The sequence below is a fragment of the Nocardioides sp. genome, from assembly GCF_044226305.1.
In the GTDB taxonomy this organism is placed as follows: Bacteria; Actinomycetota; Actinomycetes; order Propionibacteriales; family Nocardioidaceae; genus Nocardioides.
On the sequence record NZ_JBGAHF010000026.1, the window covers coordinates 1 to 22267 of the forward strand.

The following is a 22267-nucleotide window of genomic DNA, read 5'->3' on the forward strand; positions in this document are numbered from 1 at the left end:
GACTTGCCGTTGTTCCACGCGGTGTTCTTGATGAGGTACTTGAACTTCATCACGTCGTCCGCGGCCTTGAGCAGCGTGTCGAACTTGTAGTTGATCTCGGCCTGGCCGGCGGTGCCGACCTCGTGGTGGGAGCGCTCGACGAGCAGCCCGCAGGACTCGAGGTTCTTCACCATCTCGTCGCGGAGGTCGCCGTAGTGGTCGTACGGCGCCACCGGGAAGTAGCCGCCCTTGAAGCGGGTCTTGTAGCCGAGGTTGTCGCCCTCCTTGCCCGAGTTCCACCAGCCCTCGACGGAGTCGATGTGGTAGTAGCCCTCGTTGGCGCCGGTGGAGTAGCGGACGCTGTCGAAGATGTAGAACTCGGCCTCGGGCGCGAAGAAGGCGGTGTCCGCGATGCCGGTGGTGTTGAGGTAGGCCAGCGCCTTGCGTGCGATGTTGCGCGGGTCGCGGGAGTAGGCCTCGCCGGTGATCGGGTCGTGGATGAAGAAGCTCATGTTGAGCGTCTTCGCGGTCCGGAACGGGTCGAGGAACGCCGTCGACGGGTCCGGGAACAGCGCCATGTCGGACTCGTTGATCGCCTGGAACCCCCGGATCGACGAGCCGTCGAAGGCCAGCCCGTTGTCGAAGACCGACTGGTCGAAGGACGACACCGGGACGGTGAAGTGCTGCTCGATGCCGGGCAGGTCGACGAAGCGCACGTCGACCATCTCGACGCCCTCGTCCTTGATGTACTTGAGCAGCTCTTCGCTGTTCTGGAACATTCGTCCTCCTTGGCTGCACGCTCGCGTCAGCCGTGACTGGTCAGCCGTGATTTTCCTGCGAACAGGGGGACCGGGGCGACGCTGCTCCGGACGGTGCTCGCAACGTATGCAGGTGCGATTTCTCGACCGTATCCGGTTTGTTTCAGGCATGTAACAGGTGGTCGGCGCCTGGACCGTCGCTCGCCCCGCCTACGCTGGCGCCCGTGCCGACGCCGTCCACCCTGCCGTTCGAGACCGCATCCTGGGGCCGGCGCGTGCTGGCGCTGGTGGTCGACTGGTTCGCCTCGCTGCTCGTGGTGAGCGTCTTCGTCCCCGTCTTCGGCACCACCGGTGGTCCGGGCAGCTTCTACACGCTGCTGGTCTTCGTCGTGGAGTCCGCGGTCCTGACCTGCACCGTCGGGGGGTCCTTCGGCAAGCTCGCGACCCGGCTCCGCGTCGTCCGGGTCGAGGACGGCGGCCGGATCGACCCGGCGCGCTCGCTGGCCCGGGCCGTCCTGGTGGCGCTGGTGATCCCCCCGCTCGTCTTCCGTCCCGACCGGCGCGGTCTGCACGACCTGGTGGCGGGGTCGGCGACGGTCACGCTCGACGGCCAGAAGGCCCGGGACCATCGGCCGTCGTGATGACCCGAACGGGCCAGGTGGCGCGGGCCGGGCCAGGACTAGCCTGACGGTATGCGCTCCATCTCCGCACGACGGGCGGCGGCTGCCACCGCCCTCCTGGTCGGCCTCCTCGGCCTGACCGCCTGCAACAGCGACGACTCGACCGCGACCGACACCACCGCGGACGAGCCCACGACCTCGACGACCGACGCCACCAGTGCGTCCCCGACGGAGGGCTCGGAGACCCCGACCGCCGGCGAGACGGTCGACCCCTCGCAGTTCGTCAGCGAGGTCCTCGGGAGCCTCACGGACGCGACGACCGCGCACCTGAAGATGACCACGACGGGCGGCCCGTCCGACATGACGATGGAGGGCGACGTCGACTACTCGGCGAACCCGCCCGAGATGTCGATGACGATGACCGACCCCAGCCAGGCGGACGCCGAGATCGGGTTCCGCCTCGTCGACGGCGTCATCTACATGCAGATGGCACAGCTGGGCAACGGCAAGTGGCTCAAGATGGACATGGGTGGCAAGAACTCGCCGCTCGGCGGCGGTCTGATGGACCAGATGGACCCGGGCGCCGGGCTCGAGCAGATGGAGAGCGCCATCGACGACGTGACGTACGTCGGCGACGAGGAGGTCGACGGCGAGAGCATGCACCACTACACGATGAAGGTGCGCAGCCAGGCGTTCCGGGACCTCCAGGGCGACCTGGGCACGACCGGCGGGTCGAAGCTCCCGAGCGTCATCACCTACGACATCTGGACCGACGACGCCGGCATGATGCGCCAGACCGAGCTGGCCATGGGTGACCTCGGCAGCGTCACGGTCGCGATGTCGAACTGGGGCGAGCCGGTGGACATCTCGGCCCCGCCCGAGTCCGACATCATGACGATGCCCGACGGCTCGATGCTCGGCGGCTCCTCGAGCAGCTGATCCCCGCCGGGTCCACCGACGCCGTACGCCGGGGTTTGCGCTTGGCGGCGGGGGAGATAGTGGGGTGACCACTCTCGGAAAGGCATCCCATGACCCGCTCGCTCGCCGCCCGCCGCTCGCTCGCCGCCCTGGCGACGGCTCCGCTGCTCGCCGCCGGCCTCGCCGGCTGCGGCGACGACGGGGGATCCACCGAGGCGAAGGACCCGGCCGTCGGTGCCGCGCTGCTCTCCGACCTCCAGGAGGGTGACCAGGTCGACCCCGACGACTTCGTCGACACCGTCACCGACGGGATCGAGCAGTCGACCACCGCCCACGTGACGATGACGATGGCGACCGGGCCGATGACCATCGACTCGAAGGGCGAGGTCGACTACACCACCGACCCGCCGTCGACGAGGATGGAGATGACGATCCCGGGCGCCGGCGCCGCGACCGTGCTCCTGGTCGACGGGATCATGTACCTGCAGAGCGACGGCCTGACCGGCGAGAAGTACTGGAAGATCGACCCGTCCGCCTCCGACGGCCCGCTGGCCGGCTCCGGCCTGGACCAGATGCTCCAGCAGGGCGACCCGGCCAGCGCCCTGGACGCGATGCGCTCCGGGATCGACGAGGTGACCTACGAGGGCCAGGAGGCCGTCGACGGCCGCGACCTCGACCGCTACGAGCTGACGATCGACCTGCAGAAGATCATCGACGGCTTCGGGGCCGACCTGCCGAGCGAGGCGGCGAGCGCGATGCCCGACTCGGTGACCTACGACCTCTGGCTCGACGAGGAGAACCGCTTCGCGCAGATGGAGGCGGAGTACCCGATCATGGACCAGAAGATCTCGATGACCATGGTCGTCGACGACTGGGGCACCGACGTCTCGATCGACGCGCCCGCCCCGGACGAGATCACCGAGGCGCCGGACCTGGGCTCGATGACGTCGCCGTCGGCCGGCGACGCCTGAGGGTTCGTTCAGGTCCGTTCTCGGCTCACCGGGTCTCGACACGCGCCGTCGGGTCCGCTGTCGCGGCCCCGGGCGCTTGCTCGACCACCGATGGGCGGTGCCGCTGGCGCGTCACCGCCCTCGCATGTTCTGGCGCATGCCCTTCATGCTGGTCGGCACCGGGCCCTTGGGGAGCGGGACCGCCGAGCGGTTGGCGTCGAGCGCCTTGAGCCGGTTGAGCACGTCGGTCATCTCGGCGGGCTTGACCTGACGGCCGAGCTTCTGCACGTGGCGGACCAGCTTGGGCAGCGGCACCTGACCCTCGCCGTTGCCGCAGACCACCTCGTGGATCGGGACGTCGGCGACGACCCGCTCGTGCTTGCGGTGCTCGTTGGTCATCAGCTGGCGCAGGCGGTTGGGGTTGCCCTCGCCGACGAGGACGATGCCCGGAGGCCCGACGACCCGGTGCACGACGTCCTGCTGCTTGTTGAAGGCGATGGCCGGGTCGGACTTCCACCCGCGGCGCAGCATCCGCAGCGCCGCCGCGGCGGCACCGGGCTGGCCCTCCATCTGGTTGTACGCCGCCTTCTGGGCGCGCCGGCCGAAGACGATCATCGCCAGCAGCGTGCCGAGCAGGAGGGCGCCGACCACCGCGATGACGGTCCCGAGGAAGCCGTTGGTGGGCAGCAGCAGCCAGAACACCACGAAGCCGACCGCGGAGCCCAGCACGAACGAGCCGAGCAGCCACAGCGCCAGGCGCGGGTCGGACCGGCTGGCCATCCGGTAGGTCTCGACGAACTGCTTGCGGCGGCTCATCTTGTCGGGGTCGACCGGCTTCGGGTCCTTCGCCATCGTCTGCCTTCTGCTGCTCGAGTTGCTGGTGGTGAGGTCGGAGGTTACGCGCTGACCACGTCGGCGCGCGCCTCGACAGCCTGACGGTACAACCGGCCGGCGCGGTACGACGAACGGACCAGGGGACCGGAGAGCACGCCGGAGAACCCGATCTCCTCGGCCTCGGCGGCGAGCTCGACGAACTCCTCGGGCTTGACCCACCGCTCGACCGGGTGGTGCCGCACCGAGGGCCGGAGGTACTGGGTGATCGTGACCAGCTCGCAGCCGGCCTCGTGCAGGTCGCGCAGCGCCTGGGAGACCTCCTCACGGGTCTCGCCCATGCCGAGGATCAGGTTCGACTTGGTGACCAGGCCGAAGTCGCGGGCCTGGGTGAGCACGTCCAGGGACCGCTCGTAGCGGAACGCCGGACGGATCCGCTTGAAGATCCGCGGCACCGTCTCGACGTTGTGGGCCAGCACCTCGGGACGGGACTCGAAGACCTCGCGCAAGAGGTCGGGCTTGCCGTTGAAGTCCGGGATCAGGTTCTCCACCCCGGTGTCGGGGTTGAGCTCGTGGATCGCGCGGACCGTCTCGGCGTACAGCCAGGCGCCGCCGTCCTCCAGGTCGTCGCGGGCGACGCCGGTGATGGTGGCGTAGCGCAGCCCCATCTTCTGGACGGACTCGGCCACGCGGCGCGGCTCGTCACGGTCCAGGGGCTGCGGCTTGCCGGTGTCGATCTGGCAGAAGTCGCAGCGCCGGGTGCACTGGTCGCCACCGATGAGGAACGTCGCCTCCCGGTCCTCCCAGCACTCGAAGATGTTGGGACAGCCGGCCTCCTGGCAGACCGTGTGGAGTCCCTCGGACTTCACCAGGCTCTGCAGGTGCTTGTACTCCGGGCCCATCTTCGCCCGGGTCTTGATCCACTCGGGCTTGCGTTCGATCGGGGTCTCCGCGTTGCGGACCTCGAGTCGGAGCAGCTTGCGGCCGTCGGACGAGGGAGCTTGTGTCACGTGGACCGAGTCTACGCGGCCGGGCCAGCGCGGCTCAGGGCACGTCGCGGCGCCGGAAGAGGAGCAGCGAGGCGCCGACCGTCGCCACCAGCGCGGTGCCGTAGTAGGCCACCCCGTCCGTGAGCGGCAGGGCGCGCACGGGGCTGCACTCGTCGTCCCCGGGCACGATCCTCCGGCTCTCGCAGGAGCGAGGCGGCTCGACGTAGTAGCTGGTGCCGTTCTTCACGATCGCCGCCACGTTCTTCTGCGGCTGCCAGTGCTCGCTGAGGCCGAGCAGCGCGATGAGCACGCCGCCGGCCACGGAGACCGCGAACAGCACGCCGACGGTCGCGACGGTGCTGCGGAACAGCATCGTGAGCGCGTAGCCGCCGAGGGCGGCGGCCGCCGCGAACCCGGCGCCCCGGAGCCCGTAGGACAACGAGTCGCTGAGCGACCCGTCGAGGACCGGCAGGTCCCGCGCCCGCATCGTCGCCCAGATCGCCAGCCAGTACGCCGAGCTGACGACGACCGCGGTCACGAGCGCGACGAGCGTCACCGCCACCCCCTTCGCCGACCAGAGCCGGAGCCGGCGCGGTTCGAACAGCACCTGGTTGCTCATCGAGCCGCTGTTCCAGTCGTGGCCGGCGAACGTCGTGCCGACGAGGAGCAGCAGGGTGGTGAGCACGGCGACGACGCCCATGCCGGAGCCGCCGTCCCGCTCGCCCGCGAGGCTGAGCTTCTCGTGGCCGGTGTACCAGCCGACGACGAGGTCCGAGCAGCGCGCCTCGGAGGCGTCCTTCGGCAGGCCGTAGCGGCGCGGGTGCTCGGCGCACCGCGAGATCTCCTCCGCTCCCAGCTGTCGGGCGCTGGCGATCTCGCTCTCGGTGACCGGACGGGTCGACCAGACCCGTGAGACCCCGACCAGGGCCGGGAGGGCGACGGCGAGGAGGAGCAGCAGCAGGACGGCCCGCCGCCAACGGAGCCGGGTCAGCTCGACCCCGAGCAGCCTCATCGGTCGCCCCCGAGCTCGGTGCCGGCGGTCAGCTCGAGGAAGACCGCCTCGAGGTCGCGGCGTACCGGCGTCAGCTCGGTCAGCCAGATGCCGGCCCCGCCCAGCGCCTCGGTGACCGCCGCGGGCCGGTCGGTCTCGACCACCAGCTCGTCGGTGACCGCGAAGCCGGCGTCGGAGAGCACCCGCCGGGCGGCCGCCGGGTCGGGCGCCCCGACGCGGTAGGCCGTGCTCGTGCCGACCAGCTCGTCGACGCGACCGGAGGCGAGCAGCCGTCCCTGGCCGATGATCGTGGCCGAGGTGCAGACCTGCTGGACCTCGGCCAGGATGTGCGAGCTCAGCAGCACGGTGACGCCGGACTCGCCGAGGTCGCGGATGGTCTCGCGGATCTCGCGGATGCCGGCCGGGTCGAGGCCGTTGGTCGGCTCGTCGAGGATCAGCAGGTCCGGGTCCTTGAGCAGGGTCGCGGCGATCGCCAGGCGCTGCTTCATCCCGAGCGAGTAGGACTTGTAGCGGTCGCGGTCGCGCCCGCTCAGGCCGACGGTCTCGACCGCGGCGTCGACCCTCGTCGTGGGGGCGCCGATGGAGCGCGCGAGCAGCGTGAGGTTCTGCCGTCCGGTGAAGTTGGGGGAGAACTTCGGGCTCTCGACGACCGCCCCGACCCGGTCGGCGACCGCGGGCAGCAGCCGCGGCACGTCGTGGCCGAGCAGCTGCATCCGGCCGGCGGTCGCCCGGGCGAGGCCGAGCAGCATCCGGATCGTCGTCGTCTTGCCCGACCCGTTCGGGCCCAGGAAGCCGTGCACGCCGCCCGCCGGCACCGCCAGGTCCAGGTCGGCGACCGCGACCCTCGTGCCGCGGCGCGTGCGGAACTCCTTGCGCAACCCGGTGGCCTCGATGACCAGCTCGCTCACGACCTACCCCCGTCCCATCCCGATCTGGGCGTCCGGAGATCCAAGCAGCCGGCGGCCCCGGAGCCGGTCAGGACGCGCCGTCAGGGCGTGAGCAGCTCGATGCGCGGCGTGCGGCCCGGCTCGGGACGGGGCTCGTAGTCCGGGGTGGCGTCGTAGGGACCCCAGGCGAGGTAGTGCGCGAGCTGTGCCTCGACGGCAGGTACGACGTCGGCGACGGTCACGTCGCGGCCCAGCTCGTGGCTCAGCGAGGTGACGCCGGCGTCGGCGATCCCGCAGGGCACGAAGCGGTCGTACCACCCCAGGTCGACGTCGCAGTTGAGCGCGAAGCCGTGCATGGTCACGCCCCGGCTGACCCGGATGCCGATCGCTGCGACCTTGCGCTCGGGCCCGCGGTCGTCCGCGCGGAGCCACACCCCGCTGCGGCCCGGCACCCGCGCGGTGACGACCCCGAGGTCGGCGCAGACCCGGATCAGCGCCTCCTCGACGCGGCGGACGTAGTCGACGACCTTGACGTGGTCGGGCAGCGTGACGATCGGGTAGCCGACCAGCTGACCGGGGCCGTGGAAGGTGATCTTGCCGCCGCGGTCGACGTCGATGACCTCGGCGCCGCCCGGGTCGAGCGGCCGCTCGTGCGGCTCGGTGCGCTTGCCGGCGGTGAAGACGGGCGGGTGCTCGAGGAGCAGCACGGTGTCGGGGCGCTCCCCGGCCACGACCTGCGCGTGCACGTCGCGCTGCAGGTCCCACGCGGCGCGGTAGTCGACGGTGCCGGCGTCCTCGAAGTCCACGGCGTCGAGCCTACGCGCCGGCCTGTGGACGAGCGCCGGGCCGGACCCGCCGAGCGGGTACACCTCCCTCGTGAACCCGCTCCACCTGCTGCTGCCGGCGGTGCTCGCCCTGGGCCCGACCCCTGCCGAGGTCCTGCACGCCTGGGACGCGCGCCGCGCCCAGGCGTGGGCGGCGGGCGACGTGGCCGACCTGCGCGGCCTCTACACGCCTCGGTCGGCGGCCGGTCGCGCCGACGCGGCGATGCTGCGGGCCTGGCAGGCGCGCGGGCTGCGGGTCGAGGGCCTGCGGATGCAGCTGCTCGCCGTCCGGGTCCGCGCGCGCACCCCGACGCGGCTGGAGCTCGACGTGACCGACCGGCTCGCCGACGGGGTGGTCGCGCCGGGCCCGGAGGCGCTGCCGCGGGACCGGCCGAGCCGGCACCTGGTCACGCTGCGCCGGGTCGCGGGGGAGTGGCGCGTCGCCTCGGTCAGGTGACCTGCGGGTGGGCGTCAGCCGAGACCGGCCCGCACGACCTCGTGGACGGTGCGGTCGGAGAACCGGTAGCCCGCGCCCTCGAGCACCGCAGGGCGGGCGTTGATGGACCCGAGGACCTCGGCGGCCAGGTCGCCGGCGCCGGTCCGGACCGCGAAGGCCGGCGCGGCGAGCAACGCCTTGCGGCTCACCGCCCGGGCGAGCGCGTCGGTGAACTCGGCGTTCGTCGGGGTCGTCGGGCAGCACAGGTTGACCGGGCCGCTGACGTCGTCGTGCTCGGCGAGGTGGGCGACGGCGCCGACCCAGTCCCGCAGCGAGATCATCGGCATGTACTGGCGGCCGTTGCCGAGCCGGGCGCCGAGCCCGAGCCGGAAGAGCAACCGCAGCTGCTTGAGCGGCGCCGCGCGGCGGTCCATGACCGGGGAGGTGCGCAGGAAGCAGACCCGCGCGCCGGCGTCGACGGCCGGGCCCGCCGCGTCCTGCCACTCGTGGCTGACGTCGGTGAGCAGCCCACCGGCGCCGGGGCCGGAGTCCTCGGTCAGCACCTCGGCCCCGCGGTCGCCGTACCAGGAGATGCCGTTGCCGGCGAGGTACGTCGGCCTCCGCTCGCTCCCGGCCACGGCGCCGGCGAGCACCCGGGTGGTGGTGACCCGGCTCTCGCGCAGCTCGCGCGCCCACTTCCCGGAGTGCGGGTTGCCCGCGGTGGGGGCGCCCGCGAGGTTGACGACCACGTCCGCCGCCCCGAGGACCTCGCGGTCGTAGACGCCCGCGTAGGGGTCCCAGGTCGACTCGTCTGGCGCGGAGGTCGGCCGACGCACCAGCGCGACCACGGAGTGCCCGCGTCGCACCAGCTCTGCGGACAGGTGGGTCCCCAGGAACCCGGATGATCCGGCGATGACGACGTTCAGCGGCATGGGGCCAGCGTGTCAGAGCCCCCAAGCCGCCGTCGCCCGTGTCCGCCCCCGCGGCCGCGACGTGCGACGGCCCGGACCGACGAGGAGTCGGTCCGGGCCGCTGCCGGTGCGGGTGCCGGTCAGATCTCGAACTGACCGGCCTCGAGGCGCTGCTTGACGTCCTGGAGGAACCGGCCGGCGTCGGCGCCGTCGACCAGCTGGTGGTCGTAGGTCAGCGACAGGTAGACCATGTAGCGCACGGCGATGGTCTCGCCCAGGTTCGGGTCGTCGATGACCACCGGGCGCTTGACGACCGCGCCCGGCCCCAGGATCGCGACCTGCGGCTTGTTGATGATCGGGGTGTCGAAGAGCGCCCCGAAGCTGCCGAGGTTGGTGATCGTAAAGGTGCCACCGGACAGCTCGTCCGGGCCGATCTTGTTGGTGCGGGTGCGGCCGGCCACGTCGGCGATCTTCTTGGCCAGGCCGGCCACCGAGAGGTCCCCGGCGTCCTTGATCACCGGGGTCAGCAGCCCCTTCTCGCTGTCCACCGCGATCGCGAGGTGCTCGCGGTCGAAGTAGGTGACCTCGCCGGCCTCGGTGTCGATCGTCGCGTTCAGCGACGGGTGCACCTTGAGCGCGTCGATCGCCGCCTTCGCGAAGAAGGGCAGGTAGGTCAGCTTCACGCCCTCGCGGGCCAGGAAGTCCGCCTTCTCGGCGTCGCGCAGCCGCGCGATGTTGGTGACGTCGACCTCCATGACCTGGGTCAGCTGCGCCGAGGACTGCAGCGACTCGACCATCCGCGTCGCGATGATCTTGCGCAGCCGCGAGAGCTTCTCGGTCGTGCCCCGCAGCGGCGACGGAGCCGCGGGTGCGGGCGCCGACGAGGCCGCCGCAGGTGCGGCCGGTGCCGCGGCCGGCTGCTGCGCCGCCTGCTGGGCCGCCTGCTGGGCCTTGGCCGCCGCGTCGAGGACGTCCTGCTTGCGGATCCGGCCGCCGACGCCGGTGCCGGTCACGGTGGCCAGGTCGACGTCGTGCTGCGCCGCCATCTTGCGGACCAGGGGAGTGACATACCCGGGACCGTCGTCGCCGCCATCCTCGGACCGGGTCTCGGCGGCCGGGGTCACCGGCGCGGACTCCGGGGCGGACGCCGGTGCGGGCGTCGACTCCTGCTTCGCGGGCTCCGGCTCCGGCTCCTTCTCCGGCTCGGGCTCGGGCTCCGGCTCCGGCTCGGGCTCCTTCTCGGGCTCAGGCTCGGGCTGCTTCTCCTCGGCCGGCGCGGACGGCTGGCCGGAGCCGACGACGGCGAGCTCGGCGCCCACCTCGACGGTCTCGTCCTCCTGCACCTTGATCTCGAGCAGGGTGCCGGCGACCGGCGAGGGGATCTCGGTGTCGACCTTGTCGGTGGAGACCTCGAGCAGCGGCTCGTCGACGGCCACGTCGTCGCCGACCTGCTTGAGCCAGCGGGTGACGGTGCCCTCGGTGACCGACTCGCCCAGCGCGGGCAGGGTCACCGCCGTGCCGGAACCGCCGGCGTCCTGGGTCCCGCCGGTCGGCTTCTCGGCCTCCTCGCCCGCCGGGGCGGGCTCCTCGGCGGCCTCGGGCTCCTGGGCCTGCTCCTCCTCGGGCTCCGGCTCCGGCTCCGGCTCCGGCTCCTTCTCGGGCTCGGGCTCCGGCTCGGCCTGCGCCTCGTCCTGGGCGTCGGACCCGCCGTCGCCGGCGGACTCGCCCTCGTCACCGATGACCGCGAGCACGGCGCCGACCTCGACGGTGTCGTCCTCCTGCGCCTTGATCTCGAGCAGGGTGCCGGCGACCGGCGAGGGGATCTCGGTGTCGACCTTGTCGGTGGAGACCTCGAGCAGCGGCTCGTCGACGGCCACCGAGTCGCCGACCTGCTTGAGCCAGCGGGTGACGGTGCCTTCGGTGACGGACTCGCCGAGCGCCGGCAGGTTGACTTCGGTGGCCATGGACTTCCTTCGCTTCTGTTCGGGTGTGGTCGTTCAGGAGTGGGCATGCAGCGGCTTGCCGGCGAGCGCGAGGTGCGCCTCCCCGAGAGCCTCGTTCTGGGTCGGGTGGGCGTGGACCAGCGGGGCCACGTCCTCGGGGTACCCCTCCCAGTTGTAGATCAACTGCGCCTCGCCGATGAGCTCGCCGACCCGGTCGCCCACCAGGTGGACACCGACGACGGGGCCGTCCTTGCGGCGGACCAGCTTCACGAAGCCCTGGGTCCGCAGGATCTGGCTCTTGCCGTTGCCGCCGAGGTCGTAGGTGAGGGTCTCGATGCCGTCGGCGCCGTACGTCGACGCGGCGGTCGCCTCGTCGAGGCCGACCGAGGCGACCTCCGGGTGGGAGTACGTCACCCGCGGGATGCCCGCCTCGTCCACCGGGCGGGGATCCAGCCCGGCGATGTCCTCGGCCACGAAGATGCCCTGCTGGAACCCGCGGTGGGCGAGCTGGAGGCCCGGCACGATGTCGCCGACGGCGTACACGCCCTCGAGGCTGGTGCGGCAGCGCTCGTCGGTGGTGACGAACCCGCGCTCCATCGCGACACCCTGCTCGTCGTACCCGAGCCCGTCGGTGACCGGGCCGCGGCCGACCGCGACGAGCAGCAGCTCGGCCTCGATCACGTCACCGCCCTCGACGGTGACGGCCACGCCGGTGTCGGTGGTCTTGACGCTCTGGAACGGCGTGCCGGTGCGGAACGCGATCTTGCGCTTCCGGAACGCCCGCTCGAGGGCCTTCGAGGACGCCTCGTCCTCCGCGGCCACCAGGCGGGGCAGCGCCTCGACGATCGTCACCTCGGCCCCGAAGGAGCGCCAGACGCTGGCGAACTCGCAGCCGATGACGCCTCCGCCGAGGACCACGACCGACGCCGGCACCCGGTCGAGGCGCAGCGCGTGCTCGGAGGTGATCACCCGCTCGCCGTCGACCTCGAGGCCGGGCAGGCTGCGGGCGTAGGAGCCGGTGGCGAGCACGACGTGGCGGCCGGTCCAGGCGCGGCCGTCGACGGTGACCTCGCGCGGTCCGGTGAGCCGGCCGGCGCCCTCGACCACGGTGATCCCGCGCCCCTTGACCAGGCCGGTGAGGCCCTTGAAGAGGCGGGAGACGACGCCGTCCTTGTAGGCGTTGACCCCGGCCATGTCGATGCCCTCGAGGGTGGCCTGCACGCCGAACGCGGCGGAGTCGCGGGTCTGGTCGGCGACCTCCGCCGCGTGGAGCAGCGCCTTGGTCGGGATGCAGCCCACGTGCAGGCAGGTGCCGCCGAGGTCGCCCTTCTCCACCAGGCCCACGGTCAGCCCGAGCTGGGCTGCTCGTAGGGCACACGCGTAGCCACCGGAGCCGGCGCCGAGGATGAGCACGTCGAAGTCGGGATCCGCCACGGGCCCATCCTTGCACTTCCGCCTGACGTGTCCACACCGGTCCTCCTACGCCCCAGTAGCAACGCGATGCCCTCCAACCGGGCACACTTGTCGCATGTCATGGATGGACCGGTTCCGGCGCGGACCACGGATGCGACGACCGGCGAGCGACGGCTACCGCACCGGCTCGACCCAGGTGCGGGCCTCGGACGCGACCGACGTCGAGCACCTCCAGGGGTGGGTCTCCGAGCGCCGCGGCGTCGAGGGGTTCGTCGAGCCGCGCACCGCGGTCAGCGACGTCACGCTGCTCCTCGTCGCGCACGACGGGGAGTGGACCCGGCGCCGGGTGCCGTCGGTCGCCTGGGCGCACGACTTCTGCAACCGCAACGAGGTGCCGTCGTACGACGCCGCCGTGGTCGGCATCCCGCAGCGGATGCGCGACTACAACCGCCGCAAGAAGCTGATGGGGGAGTAGCCCCTACCGCTCGGCCACCGCGCGCGCCAGGTCGACCAGGGTCGCGACGGCGACGCCGGTGCCACCGGGGGTGACGTGGCCCCACGCGCTGCCGGAGTTGAACGACGGCCCGGCGATGTCGAGGTGCGCCCACGGGATGCCGGCGGTGAACTCGCGCAGGAACGCGGCCGCGAACAGCCCGCCGCCCCAGCGGATCCAGTCGTGCTGGGCGAGGTCGGCGACCTTGCTGCTGGTGATCCGCTCGGACATCACCTCGGGGATCGGCATCGGCCACATGTCCTCGCCGGCCGTCGCGGCGGCCGCCAGCACGTCGGCGACCACCTCGTCGCTCCCCATCACGCCGGAGACCCGGTCGCCGAGCGCGACCACCATGTGGCCGGTCAGCGTGGCGACGTCGACGATCGCGTCCGGGGCCAGCTCGGTCGCGCGCACCAGCGCGTCGGCCAGCACCAGCCGCCCCTCGGCGTCGGTGTTGGACACCTCGACCGTGCGGCCGCCGTAGGTCGTCAGCACGTCGCCGGGCCGGATCGAGGACCCGGACACCATGTTCTCGGCCATCGGCGCGAAGGTGCTCACCCGCACCGGCAGCCCGAGCGCGGCGATCGCGTAGGTCGCCTGCACGACCGCGGCGGCGCCGGCCATGTCGGACTTCATCTCGTTCATGCTCGCGGCCGGCTTGATGGTGAGGCCGCCGGAGTCGAAGGTGATGCCCTTGCCGACGAGCGCGAGGTGGTGCTTCGCGCCCTTCGGCGCGTAGGTCAGCTCGACCAGGCGCGGCGGCGCCGACGAGCCGGCCCCCACGCCCAGGATGCCGCCGCAGCCGAGCTCGGCGAGCTCCTCCTCGTCGAGGACCCGGATCCCGACCTTGGGCGCCCCCCGCCCCTTCGTCAGCTCCTTGGTCGCCGCGACGACCGCGTCGGCGAACAGCGGCGGCGTCAGGTCGCCCGGCGGCACGTTCACCCAGTCGCGGGTGGCCGCGACGGCCCGGGTGACGACCCGCGCCTCCTCGAAGGCGGCGACGACCTCCTTGCGGCGGGCGCCGGGGCTGAGCACGACGAGCTCGCCCGGGGCGGTGCTCTTCGCCTCCTTCTTGTACGTCGTGAACGTGTAGGCGCCGAGCTCGTAGCCCTCGGTCACCGCGCGGACCAGCTCGGGGGTGTCGGCCGGCAGCGCCAGCGCCACCGAGGCCGCGTTGGTCACGGCACGGGCGGCGACACCGGCCGCCCGGCGTACGGCGGTGGCGTCCTGCTTCTTGCCCAGGCCGACGAGCACGAGGAGGGGTGAGGGCAGCGCGCCGCTGGTCGGCACCTTGAGGACCTCACCGGTCTTGCCGGTGACGCCCAGGCTGGCGAGCAGCGGGCGGAGCTTGCGGCCGTAGGCCTTCGCCACGTCGGCCCCGGCCTCGTCGAGCTCGGGACCACCGGAGCCCTGACGGACGCCGACCACCACCGCATCGCATCGGGTCTTGGCTGGGCTGGCGCTGCGGAGCGTGTACGACGTCACCGGGGCAGGATAGACGTCCGGCCCCTGGCGGCCGCTGGGGTAGGTTCGCGGCCATGGCGGAGCTGCTTCAGTCACCCCTGCACGACCGGCACGCGGCCCTCGGCGCGAAGTTCGCGGAGTTCGGCGGCTGGTCGATGCCCCTCGAGTACGCCGCCGGCGTGGTCAAGGAGCACACGGCCGTGCGCGAGGCGGTCGGCGTGTTCGACGTCAGCCACCTCGGCAAGGCGACCGTCGAGGGGCCGGGAGCGGCGGAGTTCGTCAACCGCTCGCTGACCAACGACCTGCGCCGGATCGGGCCCGGGCAGGCGCAGTACACGCTGTGCTGCGACGACGCGTCCGGCGGGGTCGTCGACGACCTGATCGCCTACCTGTACGGCGACGACCGCGTGCTGCTGGTGCCGAACGCCGCCAACACCGCCGAGGTCGTGCGCCGGCTCCGGGCCGAGGCCCCCGACGGCGTCGCCGTCACCGACCGGCACCGCGACTACGCGGTCCTCGCGGTCCAGGGCACCCGGTCCGACGAGGTGCTCTCCGCGCTCGGCCTGCCGGTCGGGCACGACTACATGTCCTTCGCCGAGGCCCCCTTCGAGGGTGAGACGGTCGTCGTGTGCCGCACCGGCTACACCGGCGAGCGCGGCTACGAGCTGGTCGCCCCCAACGACGTCGCCGTGCCGCTGTGGGACGCGATCCTCGCCGCCGGCGAGCCGTTCGGCATCCTGCCGTGCGGCCTCGGCGCCCGGGACACGCTGCGCACCGAGATGGGCTACCCGCTGCACGGCCAGGACATCTCCCTCGACGTCACCCCGAACGAGGCCCGGCTCGGCTGGGCGGTCGGGTGGACCAAGGACGCGTTCTGGGGCCGGGACGTGCTGACCGCCGAGCGCGCCGAGGGCCCGAAGCGGGTGCTGCGCGGCCTGGTGGCGACCGGCCGCGGCATCCCGCGCCCGCACATGACCGTCAGCCTGACCCCCGACGTGCTGCTCGGCGAGGTCACGTCGGGCACCTTCTCGCCCACGCTGCGCAAGGGCATCGGGCTGGCCCTGGTGCCGTCCCTCGTGGCCCCCGACGCCGAGGTGGGCGTCGACGTCCGTGGCCGTCGGGAGATCTTCCAGCTGACCAAGCCGCCGTTCCTCGACCCCTCCGTCCGGGAGTCCTGATGAACCTGCCCGAGCACCCGCCCACCTTCCGCCAGCCCGCGCCGGCCGACCGCCCCTGGTGGTGGCGCCTCGAGGACGGCGCCGGTGCGGAGGTGACCGTCGCCGGCGACCTCGCCGGCCAGCGGTTTGCCTCCCAGGCCGACGCCGAGTCCTGGGTCGGGGAGATCTGGTCCGACCTGGTCGTCGAGGGCGTCGACGGGGTCACCCTCTTCGAGCACGACCGCAGGGTCTACGGGCCGATGTCGCTGCACGCCTGACCGACGGGCGGACAATGCCCCCATGGCCGGGGACGACGCCGACTTCACCGCCTACCTCGTGGCGCGGTGGGGTGGGCTGGTGCGCACGCTCGTGCTCCTCGGGCTGCCGCAACCGGTCGCGGAGGAGGCCTGCCTGACCGGCTTCGCCCGCTGCCGCGAGGCGTGGCGCGACATCCGGGAGCTCGATGACGTCGACGTGGAGGTGCACCGGGCAGTCCTCGACGTCCGCCCGCGCGGCGAGGTGGAGCCGGTGGCGCTGCCGGTGCCCGAGGACCCGACCGAGGCGGAGCGGCTTCGTCTGCTGCTGCAGCGGCAGCTGGCCGGGCTCGCGGCCGAGCAGCGCGAGGCGTTCGTGCTCCACCGGGCCGCCGGCCTCGACCGCGCCCAGGTCGCGGACGTGCTCGACCTGCCGCTCGAGACGATCGACCGGCGCGTGGCCGACGCCCTGGCCGCGCTGGACCCGGAGCTCCGGTCCGAGGACGCCGTCCGCGCCGCGACCGCGACCATCGACGTGTCCCCGCCCCCGTACGACGAGGTGGGCGCACGGGTGCGCGAGATGCGCCGGCGCCGACGGCGGGTGGGCCTGGCCGTGGCCGCCGTCCTGGTCGTCGCGACCGGGACCGGCGTGTGGGTCACCACCCGGACCGCGGCCCCCGCGCCCTCGGCGCCGCCGCTGCACGTGGTCGCCCAGCGCAATCCCGTGGGGACTCCGTGGTACGCCGCCGGGCGGCTGCACCTGCGGACCGTGGTGGTCGAGCTGCCCGGCGTCACGGACGCCGCGGCCGTCGGGGAGAGCGTCGCCTACGTCGACCAGGACGGCACGGTCGGGATCGTCGACGGCGCCGGCGCGCGGACGGTCATCGGGACGGCCGTGCCCGGGTCCACGGTGCTCGGGTCGGGCGGTGACGGGTGGGCGGTCTGGCTGCACCCGGAGGAGACCGGGGTGCGCGTCGTGGTCTGGTCGACCATCACCGACGCCGTCGTCGAGACGCTCGCGGTCTCCCCGGGGACCCGCCTGGTCGCCCTCGACCAGAGCCGGGTCTTCACCCAGACCGACGCGGGTCTCGTCGTCTGGTCGCCGGCCGATCCCGGCGCCGGACCGGTGCGGGTCGGCGACCACGAGCTCGCCGCGGTCGGCTACGACACGGAGGTCTACCAGGTCGGCCGTCGGATCCAGGTCGCGCGCTCCTTCGCCTACATCGTGTACAGCCGGCCGGGCATCGGCGCGATCCTCTCGGGGGACGCCATCCACCTCGTCACCCGACGCCCCGGCCCGGGTGAGCCTGGTCCGGCGTACACACCGCTGCTCTACGACGTCGGTGACGGCGAACCGCACCCGACCGGGATCGCCCCGGACGAGCGGGTGCTCGACACGGCGTTCGAGGCCGGTGACGGCCTCGACTACTTCGTCGTGAAGGCGGCCGACCGGGGTGCGGTCGACGGCGGGCCGAGCACGGTGCCGGTCCTGCGGCGGTGCACCCCGGTCGTCGGCGAGGTCGGATCGATGACCTGCCACGACGTGGAGCCCGTGCCGACGCAGGGCGGCACGCCGTTCTTCGCGGACTGATCCCCGACGTGCACAGGGCCGATGTCGGTGCACGGCCGACCACCGGGCGGGACAATGGGCCCATGCCCGCGGACGACAGCGACTTCGCCGCCTACCTGGCGGCGCGCTGGCCGTTCCTGGTCCGCACGGTGGTGCTGCTCGGCAGCCCGCAGCCCGAGGCCGAGGAGGTCGCCTCGACCGCGCTCGCGCGCTGCCACACGGGGTGGCGGCAGGTCCGCGAGGCCGACGACGTCGACGCCCACGTCTACCGCATGCTGCTGCTCGAGTGGCGCGGCCGGCAGCGCCGCGGGCGTGGCGGCGCGGTGCCGGAGCAGGACCCCCAGCCGACCGGGCAGCCGACCGGGCAGCCGACCGCCGGCGAGGACCCCCTGGTCCGGATGCGCCTGGCCCTGGAGGCCCAGCTGGCCGGGCTGACGCCGGAGCAGCGCGAGGTGCTGGTGCTGCGCTTCGTCGCCGGTCTCGACGACCTCCAGGTCGGCGACGTGCTCGACGTGCCGGCGGACGTGGTGCGGGCCCGGGTCCGGACGGCGCTCGCGGGCATCGACCTCGCCGCGCTGCGCGAGATGACGGGGAGGTGACCGGTCGGTGAGCGAGCACCTGGCCGAGGACGTCTTCCGCACGGCCGCCGGCACGATCGACGTCCCGCCCGCGCCGTACGACGCCGTGGTCGACCGCTCCCGCGAGCAGCGCCGGCACCGGCGACGCCTGGTGGCCGGGGTCGGCGCGGCGGTCCTGGTGCTCGTCGGTGCCGGGGCCTGGGTGAGCTCCCGGTCGTCCGGGCCGGACGAGCCCGGACCGGTCCGCGTGGTCGCGGTGCACAACCCGGTCGCCAACCCGTGGTACGCCGACAGCCGGCTGCACCTGGAGTCGGTGGTCGCCGAGATCCCCGACGTCGTGGACGCCGCCGAGGTCGGCGAGAGCGTCGTCTACGTCGACGAGGACGGCCGGGTCGCGGTCGTCGACGCCCGCGGCACCCGCACCTTCGTGGGCTCCGGCGGACCGGACACGGGCGTGCTCGGGTCCTCGGAGAACAACTGGGCCGCCTGGCTGCACCACGAGGAGACCGGCGACACCAGCATCGTCGTCTGGTCGGTGGCCACCGACGAGGTGCTCGCCACGATGGACGTCTCGCCCGACACCCGCCTGGTGGCGATCGACCAGGACCGGGTCTACGCCGAGGACGAGCGCGGTGCCTTCAGCTGGCAGGCCGGGGTGCCGGGCACGGAGGCCGAGCCGATCGGGGCCCAGGAGCTCGCCGGCGTCGGCTCGGCGACGCGGGTCTACCAGCGGGGCCGTCGCATCGAGATGGTGCAGCCGTTCTTCAACGTCTCGTTCGTGCGCCCCGGGGAGGGCGCCAAGGTCTCGCCCGGCGGCACCTGGGTGCTCACCCGCGAGCCCGGGCCGTGGGAGCCCGGGTCGCCGTACCGGCCGCTGCTCTACGACACCCGCAGCGGCCAGCGCCTGCCCAGCGGCGTCGCCCCGGACGAGCGGGTCGTCGACGCGGCGTTCGGCCCGCACAGCGACATCACCTACCTGGTGGCGAACGTCTCGGACCTGCAGGGTGCCGACCTCGACGGCGACATCGGCTCGCTGCTGGTGCTGCGCCGGTGCGACCTGGAGTCGCGTCGCTGCAACGACCTGCTGCCGGTCCGGACGCACGGTGGCCGGGCCATGTTCGCCGACTAGTGGCCCTAGCCTGCTGCCCATGCGCTTCAGCCAGGTCGACGTCTTCTCCGCCGAGCCGCTGCTCGGCAACCCGGTCGCGGTCGTGCACGACGCGGCCGGCCTCTCCGACGAGCAGATGGCCGCGTTCGCCCGCTGGACGAACCTGTCCGAGACCACGTTCCTGCTCCCGCCCACCGACCCGGCCGCGGACTACCGGCTGCGGATCTGGACGCCGGGTGGCGAGCTGCCGTTCGCCGGTCACCCCACCCTCGGCAGCGCGCACGCGTGGCTCGAGGCCGGCGGTGTGCCCGCGGGCGACGACGTCGTGCAGGAGTGCGGGGCCGGTCTCGTGACGATCCGCCGCGGCGACCGCCTGTCGTTCGCGGCGCCGCCGCTGACGCGGTCCGGCCCGGTCGACGAGGCCGACCTCGAGGCGATCGCGGCGGCACTGCGCGTCGGGCGCGACGACCTCGTCGACGCGGCGTGGATCGACAACGGGCCCGGCTGGGTGGGCGTGCTGCTCGCCGACGCGGCGACCGTGCTCGCGCTGGAGCCCGACTGGGCGGCGTTCGGCGACCTCAAGATCGGCGTCGTCGGGCCGTACGCCGACGGCCCGCTCGCGGTCGAGCTGCGCGCGTTCTGCCCGGGCTACGGCATGCCCGAGGACCCGGTGACCGGCTCGCTCAACGCCGGCGTCGGTCAGTGGCTCGCGGGCACGCGGCTCCCCAGGTCGTACGTGGCGGGCCAGGGGACGGTCCTCCAGCGGGCCGGCCGGGTGCACGTGAGCCTGGTGGGGACTCCCGGGACGGGTGAGGTCTGGGTGGGGGGCGACACCCGCACGACGGTGGCCGGATCCGTCGACCTCTGAGGTCTAGGCTCGGGGCGTGCAGCAGTACCTCGACCTCCTCCAGCGGGTCCTCGACGAGGGCGTCGAGAAGGACGACCGCACCGGCACCGGCACGCTCTCGGTCTTCGGCCACCAGATGCGCTTCGACCTGACCGCGGGCTTCCCGCTGGTGACGACGAAGAAGGTCCACACCCGCTCGGTGTTCGGCGAGCTGCTGTGGTTCCTGCGCGGCGACACCAACGTGAAGTGGCTCCAGGACCGCGGCATCACGATCTGGGACGAGTGGGCCGACGAGAACGGCGACCTGGGGCCGATCTACGGCTACCAGTGGCGCTCCTGGCCGACCCCCGACGGCCGGCACGTCGACCAGGTCGCCCAGGTCGTCGACCAGATCCGCGCCAACCCCGACTCGCGCCGCCACATCGTCTCGGCCTGGAACGTCGCCGACGTCCCGGACATGGCGCTGGCGCCGTGCCACACGATGTTCCAGTTCTACGTCGCCCCCCAGGAGTCGGGGCCGGGCCGGCTGTCGTGCCAGCTCTACCAGCGCTCGGCCGACGTGTTCCTCGGCGTGCCGTTCAACATCGCCTCCTACGCGCTGCTGACCCACATGGTGGCCCAGGTGACCGGCCTCGAGGTCGGCGACTTCGTGCACACCCTCGGCGACGCCCACCTCTACCTCAACCACCTCGACCAGGCGCGGCTCCAGCTCACCCGCGACCCGCGGCCGCTGCCGACCCTGGTCCTCGACCCCTCGGTCACCGCGCTCGACGCCTTCGACCTCGAGCACATCGCCGTCGAGGGCTACGACCCGCACCCCGGGATCAAGGCACCCATTGCCGTCTAGGGGCGGTCGACGGGTCGTGCTCGTCGCTGCGGTGGCGCGCAACGGCGTCATCGGGGACGGGCCGGACATCCCGTGGCGGCTGCCCGGGGAGCAGGCGCTCTTCAAGGCGCTCACGATGGGCCACACGCTGCTGATGGGCCGGACGACGTACGAGTCCATCGGCCGGCCGCTCCCGGGCCGGACCACGATCGTGCTCACCCGCTCGCCGTCCTGGTCGCCCGGCCCGGCGGGGGAGGGCGTGCTGGTCGCGCACTCGATCGAGGAGGCGCTCGACCTCGCCGACACGGTGCCCGGCGAGCCGGCGCCCCAGGTGATGGTCGCCGGCGGGGGAGAGGTGTACGCCGCCGCGCTGCCGCACGCCGACGAGCAGGTGCTCTCGCTGGTCGACCTGGCGCCCGAGGGCGACGCGCACTACCCGGCGTACGACCCCGGCCGGTGGCTGGAGACCTGCCGGGAGGCCCACGAGGGCTACGAGCGCGTGTTCCTGGTGCGTGCCTCCGACCGGCTGTAGGTCCCGCTTGGGCCGCCCTGACAGGCTGGCGCCATGGAGCTGCGCGCCTTCACCGAACCCCAGCAGGGAGCCACCTACGACGACCTGGTGGCCGTCGCGAAGGAGGCGGAGTCGCTCGGCTACGGGGCGTTCTTCCGGTCCGACCACTACCTCGGGATGGGCAGCGAGGGGCTGCCCGGCCCGAGCGACGCCTGGGTGACGCTGGCCGGCATCGCCCGCGAGACCAGCACGATCCGGCTCGGGACGATGATGACCAGCGCGACCTTCCGGCTGCCCGGCCCGCTCGCGATCAGCGTCGCGAACGTCGACCAGATGAGCGGCGGCCGCGTCGAGCTCGGCATCGGGGCCGGCTGGTTCACCGAGGAGCACCGCGCCTACGGCATCCCGTTCCCCGGCACGAAGGAGCGGTTCGACCGCTTCGAGGAGCAGCTGGAGATCGTCACGGGGCTGTGGGCGACGCCCGAGGGCGAGCGGTACTCCTTCGAGGGCACGCACTACCGGCTGAGCGACAGTCCGGCCCTGCCCAAGCCCACCCAGGCGAGGCCGCCGGTGCTGGTCGGCGGGCACGGCAAGCGGCGGACGCCCGCGCTCGCGGCGCGGTTCGCCGACGAGTTCAACGTCCCGTTCGCCGGGGTGGACGACACCCGGGCGCAGTTCGCGAGGGTCCGCGAGGCGTGCGAGCGGGTCGAGCGGGACCCGGCGACGATGACCTGGTCGAACGCGCTGGTCGTCTGCGTCGGTGCCGACGAGGCGGAGGTCGAGCGCCGGGCGAAGGCGATCGGGCGGGACAAGGCCGAGCTGCGCGAGAACGGCGTGGCCGGGACGCCGGACGAGGCGGTCGAGACGATCCGCCGGTTCGGCGAGGTCGGCGCCGAGCGGATCTACCTCCAGTTCCTCGACCTGCACGACCTCGACCACCTCCGGCTGGTCGCCGCCGAGGTCATGCCGAACGTGTGATCGGGCCGTC

24 protein-coding genes are annotated in these 22267 nt (G+C 73.1%); 14 read left to right on the forward strand and 10 right to left on the reverse strand.

The annotated features are described in order from the left end of the window. The coding region (locus ACILQ5_RS19700) for a glutamine synthetase beta-grasp domain-containing protein (protein WP_395659729.1) at positions 1 to 758 on the reverse strand (758 nt) is incomplete at its 3' end. A gap of 203 nt (positions 759 to 961) precedes the next feature. Between ACILQ5_RS19700 and ACILQ5_RS19705 the strand changes: the two genes are divergently transcribed. From ACILQ5_RS19705 to ACILQ5_RS19715, 3 genes are all read left to right on the forward strand, one after another. Beyond that, on the forward strand, positions 962 to 1378 hold the full coding sequence (locus tag ACILQ5_RS19705; RefSeq protein WP_395659730.1) for an RDD family protein: 417 nt from the start codon (positions 962 to 964) through the stop codon (positions 1376 to 1378). A 51-nt stretch (positions 1379 to 1429) separates the two neighbouring features. Beyond that, complete coding sequence (locus ACILQ5_RS19710; RefSeq protein WP_395659731.1) at positions 1430 to 2296, forward strand: DUF6612 family protein; 867 nt, start codon at positions 1430 to 1432, stop codon at positions 2294 to 2296. An 89-nt stretch (positions 2297 to 2385) separates the two neighbouring features. After that, entirely contained in the window at positions 2386 to 3246 is an 861-nt protein-coding gene (locus tag ACILQ5_RS19715; RefSeq protein WP_395659732.1) for a hypothetical protein, read from the forward strand. A gap of 111 nt (positions 3247 to 3357) precedes the next feature. Here ACILQ5_RS19715 and ACILQ5_RS19720 read toward each other — a convergent pair whose 3' ends face one another. The 5 genes from ACILQ5_RS19720 to lipB all read right to left on the reverse strand — a co-directional run bounded on the left by ACILQ5_RS19720 (position 3358) and on the right by lipB (position 7750). Next, the gene (locus ACILQ5_RS19720; protein WP_395659733.1) at positions 3358 to 4077 is read right to left on the reverse strand and encodes a DUF4191 domain-containing protein; all 720 of its coding nucleotides are present in this window, start codon (positions 4075 to 4077) and stop codon (positions 3358 to 3360) included. A 44-nt stretch (positions 4078 to 4121) separates the two neighbouring features. Then, positions 4122 to 5066, reverse strand: coding sequence for a lipoyl synthase (gene lipA, locus ACILQ5_RS19725; RefSeq protein WP_395659734.1), 945 nt, complete (start codon positions 5064 to 5066; stop codon positions 4122 to 4124). A 34-nt stretch (positions 5067 to 5100) separates the two neighbouring features. Continuing rightward, on the reverse strand, positions 5101 to 6057 hold the full coding sequence (locus tag ACILQ5_RS19730) for a hypothetical protein (protein WP_395659735.1): 957 nt from the start codon (positions 6055 to 6057) through the stop codon (positions 5101 to 5103). Then, on the reverse strand, positions 6054 to 6965 hold the full coding sequence (locus ACILQ5_RS19735; protein WP_395659736.1) for an ATP-binding cassette domain-containing protein: 912 nt from the start codon (positions 6963 to 6965) through the stop codon (positions 6054 to 6056). Before ACILQ5_RS19735 ends, ACILQ5_RS19730 begins: the two co-directional genes overlap by 4 nt. An 80-nt stretch (positions 6966 to 7045) precedes the next feature. Further along, positions 7046 to 7750, reverse strand: a complete 705-nt coding sequence (lipB, locus tag ACILQ5_RS19740; RefSeq protein WP_395659737.1) for a lipoyl(octanoyl) transferase LipB — start codon at positions 7748 to 7750, stop codon at positions 7046 to 7048. A gap of 70 nt (positions 7751 to 7820) precedes the next feature. Here lipB and ACILQ5_RS19745 point away from each other — a divergent pair, with 70 nt between their 5' ends. After that, positions 7821 to 8225: a hypothetical protein gene (locus tag ACILQ5_RS19745; protein ID WP_395659738.1), complete on the forward strand. Its 405-nt coding sequence runs from the start codon at positions 7821 to 7823 to the stop codon at positions 8223 to 8225. Positions 8226 to 8239: 14 nt separating this feature from the next. On the opposite strand, the gene ACILQ5_RS19750 is transcribed toward ACILQ5_RS19745, so the two are convergent. The 3 genes from ACILQ5_RS19750 to lpdA all read right to left on the reverse strand — a co-directional run bounded on the left by ACILQ5_RS19750 (position 8240) and on the right by lpdA (position 12492). After that, the gene (locus tag ACILQ5_RS19750) at positions 8240 to 9136 is read right to left on the reverse strand and encodes a TIGR01777 family oxidoreductase (protein WP_395659739.1); all 897 of its coding nucleotides are present in this window, start codon (positions 9134 to 9136) and stop codon (positions 8240 to 8242) included. A 119-nt stretch (positions 9137 to 9255) separates the two neighbouring features. After that, the gene (gene sucB, locus ACILQ5_RS19755) at positions 9256 to 11079 is read right to left on the reverse strand and encodes a 2-oxoglutarate dehydrogenase, E2 component, dihydrolipoamide succinyltransferase (protein WP_395659740.1); all 1824 of its coding nucleotides are present in this window, start codon (positions 11077 to 11079) and stop codon (positions 9256 to 9258) included. Between the two features lie 33 nt (positions 11080 to 11112). Beyond that, complete coding sequence (gene lpdA / locus ACILQ5_RS19760) at positions 11113 to 12492, reverse strand: dihydrolipoyl dehydrogenase (protein WP_395659741.1); 1380 nt, start codon at positions 12490 to 12492, stop codon at positions 11113 to 11115. Between the two features lie 94 nt (positions 12493 to 12586). Between lpdA and ACILQ5_RS19765 the strand changes: the two genes are divergently transcribed. After that, a complete protein-coding gene (locus ACILQ5_RS19765; RefSeq protein ID WP_395659742.1) occupies positions 12587 to 12946 on the forward strand; it encodes a hypothetical protein in 360 nt (119 codons plus the stop codon). A 3-nt stretch (positions 12947 to 12949) separates the two neighbouring features. Here ACILQ5_RS19765 and ACILQ5_RS19770 read toward each other — a convergent pair whose 3' ends face one another. Further along, positions 12950 to 14449, reverse strand: a complete 1500-nt coding sequence (locus ACILQ5_RS19770; protein ID WP_395659743.1) for a leucyl aminopeptidase — start codon at positions 14447 to 14449, stop codon at positions 12950 to 12952. Positions 14450 to 14502: 53 nt separating this feature from the next. Here ACILQ5_RS19770 and gcvT point away from each other — a divergent pair, with 53 nt between their 5' ends. The 9 genes from gcvT (at position 14503) to ACILQ5_RS19815 (ending at position 22257) form a co-directional block, all read left to right on the forward strand. Next, positions 14503 to 15606 (forward strand): glycine cleavage system aminomethyltransferase GcvT, encoded by a 1104-nt coding sequence (gcvT, locus tag ACILQ5_RS19775; RefSeq protein ID WP_395659744.1) that lies wholly within the window; start codon positions 14503 to 14505, stop codon positions 15604 to 15606. Then, a complete protein-coding gene (locus tag ACILQ5_RS19780; RefSeq protein ID WP_395659745.1) occupies positions 15606 to 15863 on the forward strand; it encodes a hypothetical protein in 258 nt (85 codons plus the stop codon). The genes gcvT and ACILQ5_RS19780 overlap by 1 nt, the downstream gene beginning before the upstream one ends. Before the next feature lie 22 nt (positions 15864 to 15885). Then, on the forward strand, positions 15886 to 17430 hold the full coding sequence (locus tag ACILQ5_RS19785; RefSeq protein ID WP_395659746.1) for a sigma factor-like helix-turn-helix DNA-binding protein: 1545 nt from the start codon (positions 15886 to 15888) through the stop codon (positions 17428 to 17430). A 62-nt stretch (positions 17431 to 17492) separates the two neighbouring features. Beyond that, positions 17493 to 18008 carry a sigma factor-like helix-turn-helix DNA-binding protein gene (locus ACILQ5_RS19790; protein WP_395659747.1) on the forward strand — a complete coding sequence of 172 codons (516 nt, stop codon included), beginning with the start codon at positions 17493 to 17495 and terminating at the stop codon, positions 18006 to 18008. 7 nt (positions 18009 to 18015) lie between these two features. Continuing rightward, positions 18016 to 19116: a hypothetical protein gene (locus ACILQ5_RS19795; protein WP_395659748.1), complete on the forward strand. Its 1101-nt coding sequence runs from the start codon at positions 18016 to 18018 to the stop codon at positions 19114 to 19116. Positions 19117 to 19135: 19 nt separating this feature from the next. Further along, entirely contained in the window at positions 19136 to 19963 is an 828-nt protein-coding gene (locus ACILQ5_RS19800) for a PhzF family phenazine biosynthesis protein (RefSeq protein ID WP_395659749.1), read from the forward strand. Between the two features lie 16 nt (positions 19964 to 19979). After that, positions 19980 to 20789 (forward strand): thymidylate synthase, encoded by an 810-nt coding sequence (locus ACILQ5_RS19805; protein WP_395659750.1) that lies wholly within the window; start codon positions 19980 to 19982, stop codon positions 20787 to 20789. Between the two features lie 16 nt (positions 20790 to 20805). Further along, the gene (locus ACILQ5_RS19810; protein WP_395659751.1) at positions 20806 to 21300 is read left to right on the forward strand and encodes a dihydrofolate reductase; all 495 of its coding nucleotides are present in this window, start codon (positions 20806 to 20808) and stop codon (positions 21298 to 21300) included. Positions 21301 to 21333: 33 nt separating this feature from the next. After that, positions 21334 to 22257 (forward strand): LLM class F420-dependent oxidoreductase, encoded by a 924-nt coding sequence (locus ACILQ5_RS19815; RefSeq protein ID WP_395659752.1) that lies wholly within the window; start codon positions 21334 to 21336, stop codon positions 22255 to 22257. The last annotated feature ends 10 nt before the right edge of the window (positions 22258 to 22267 follow it).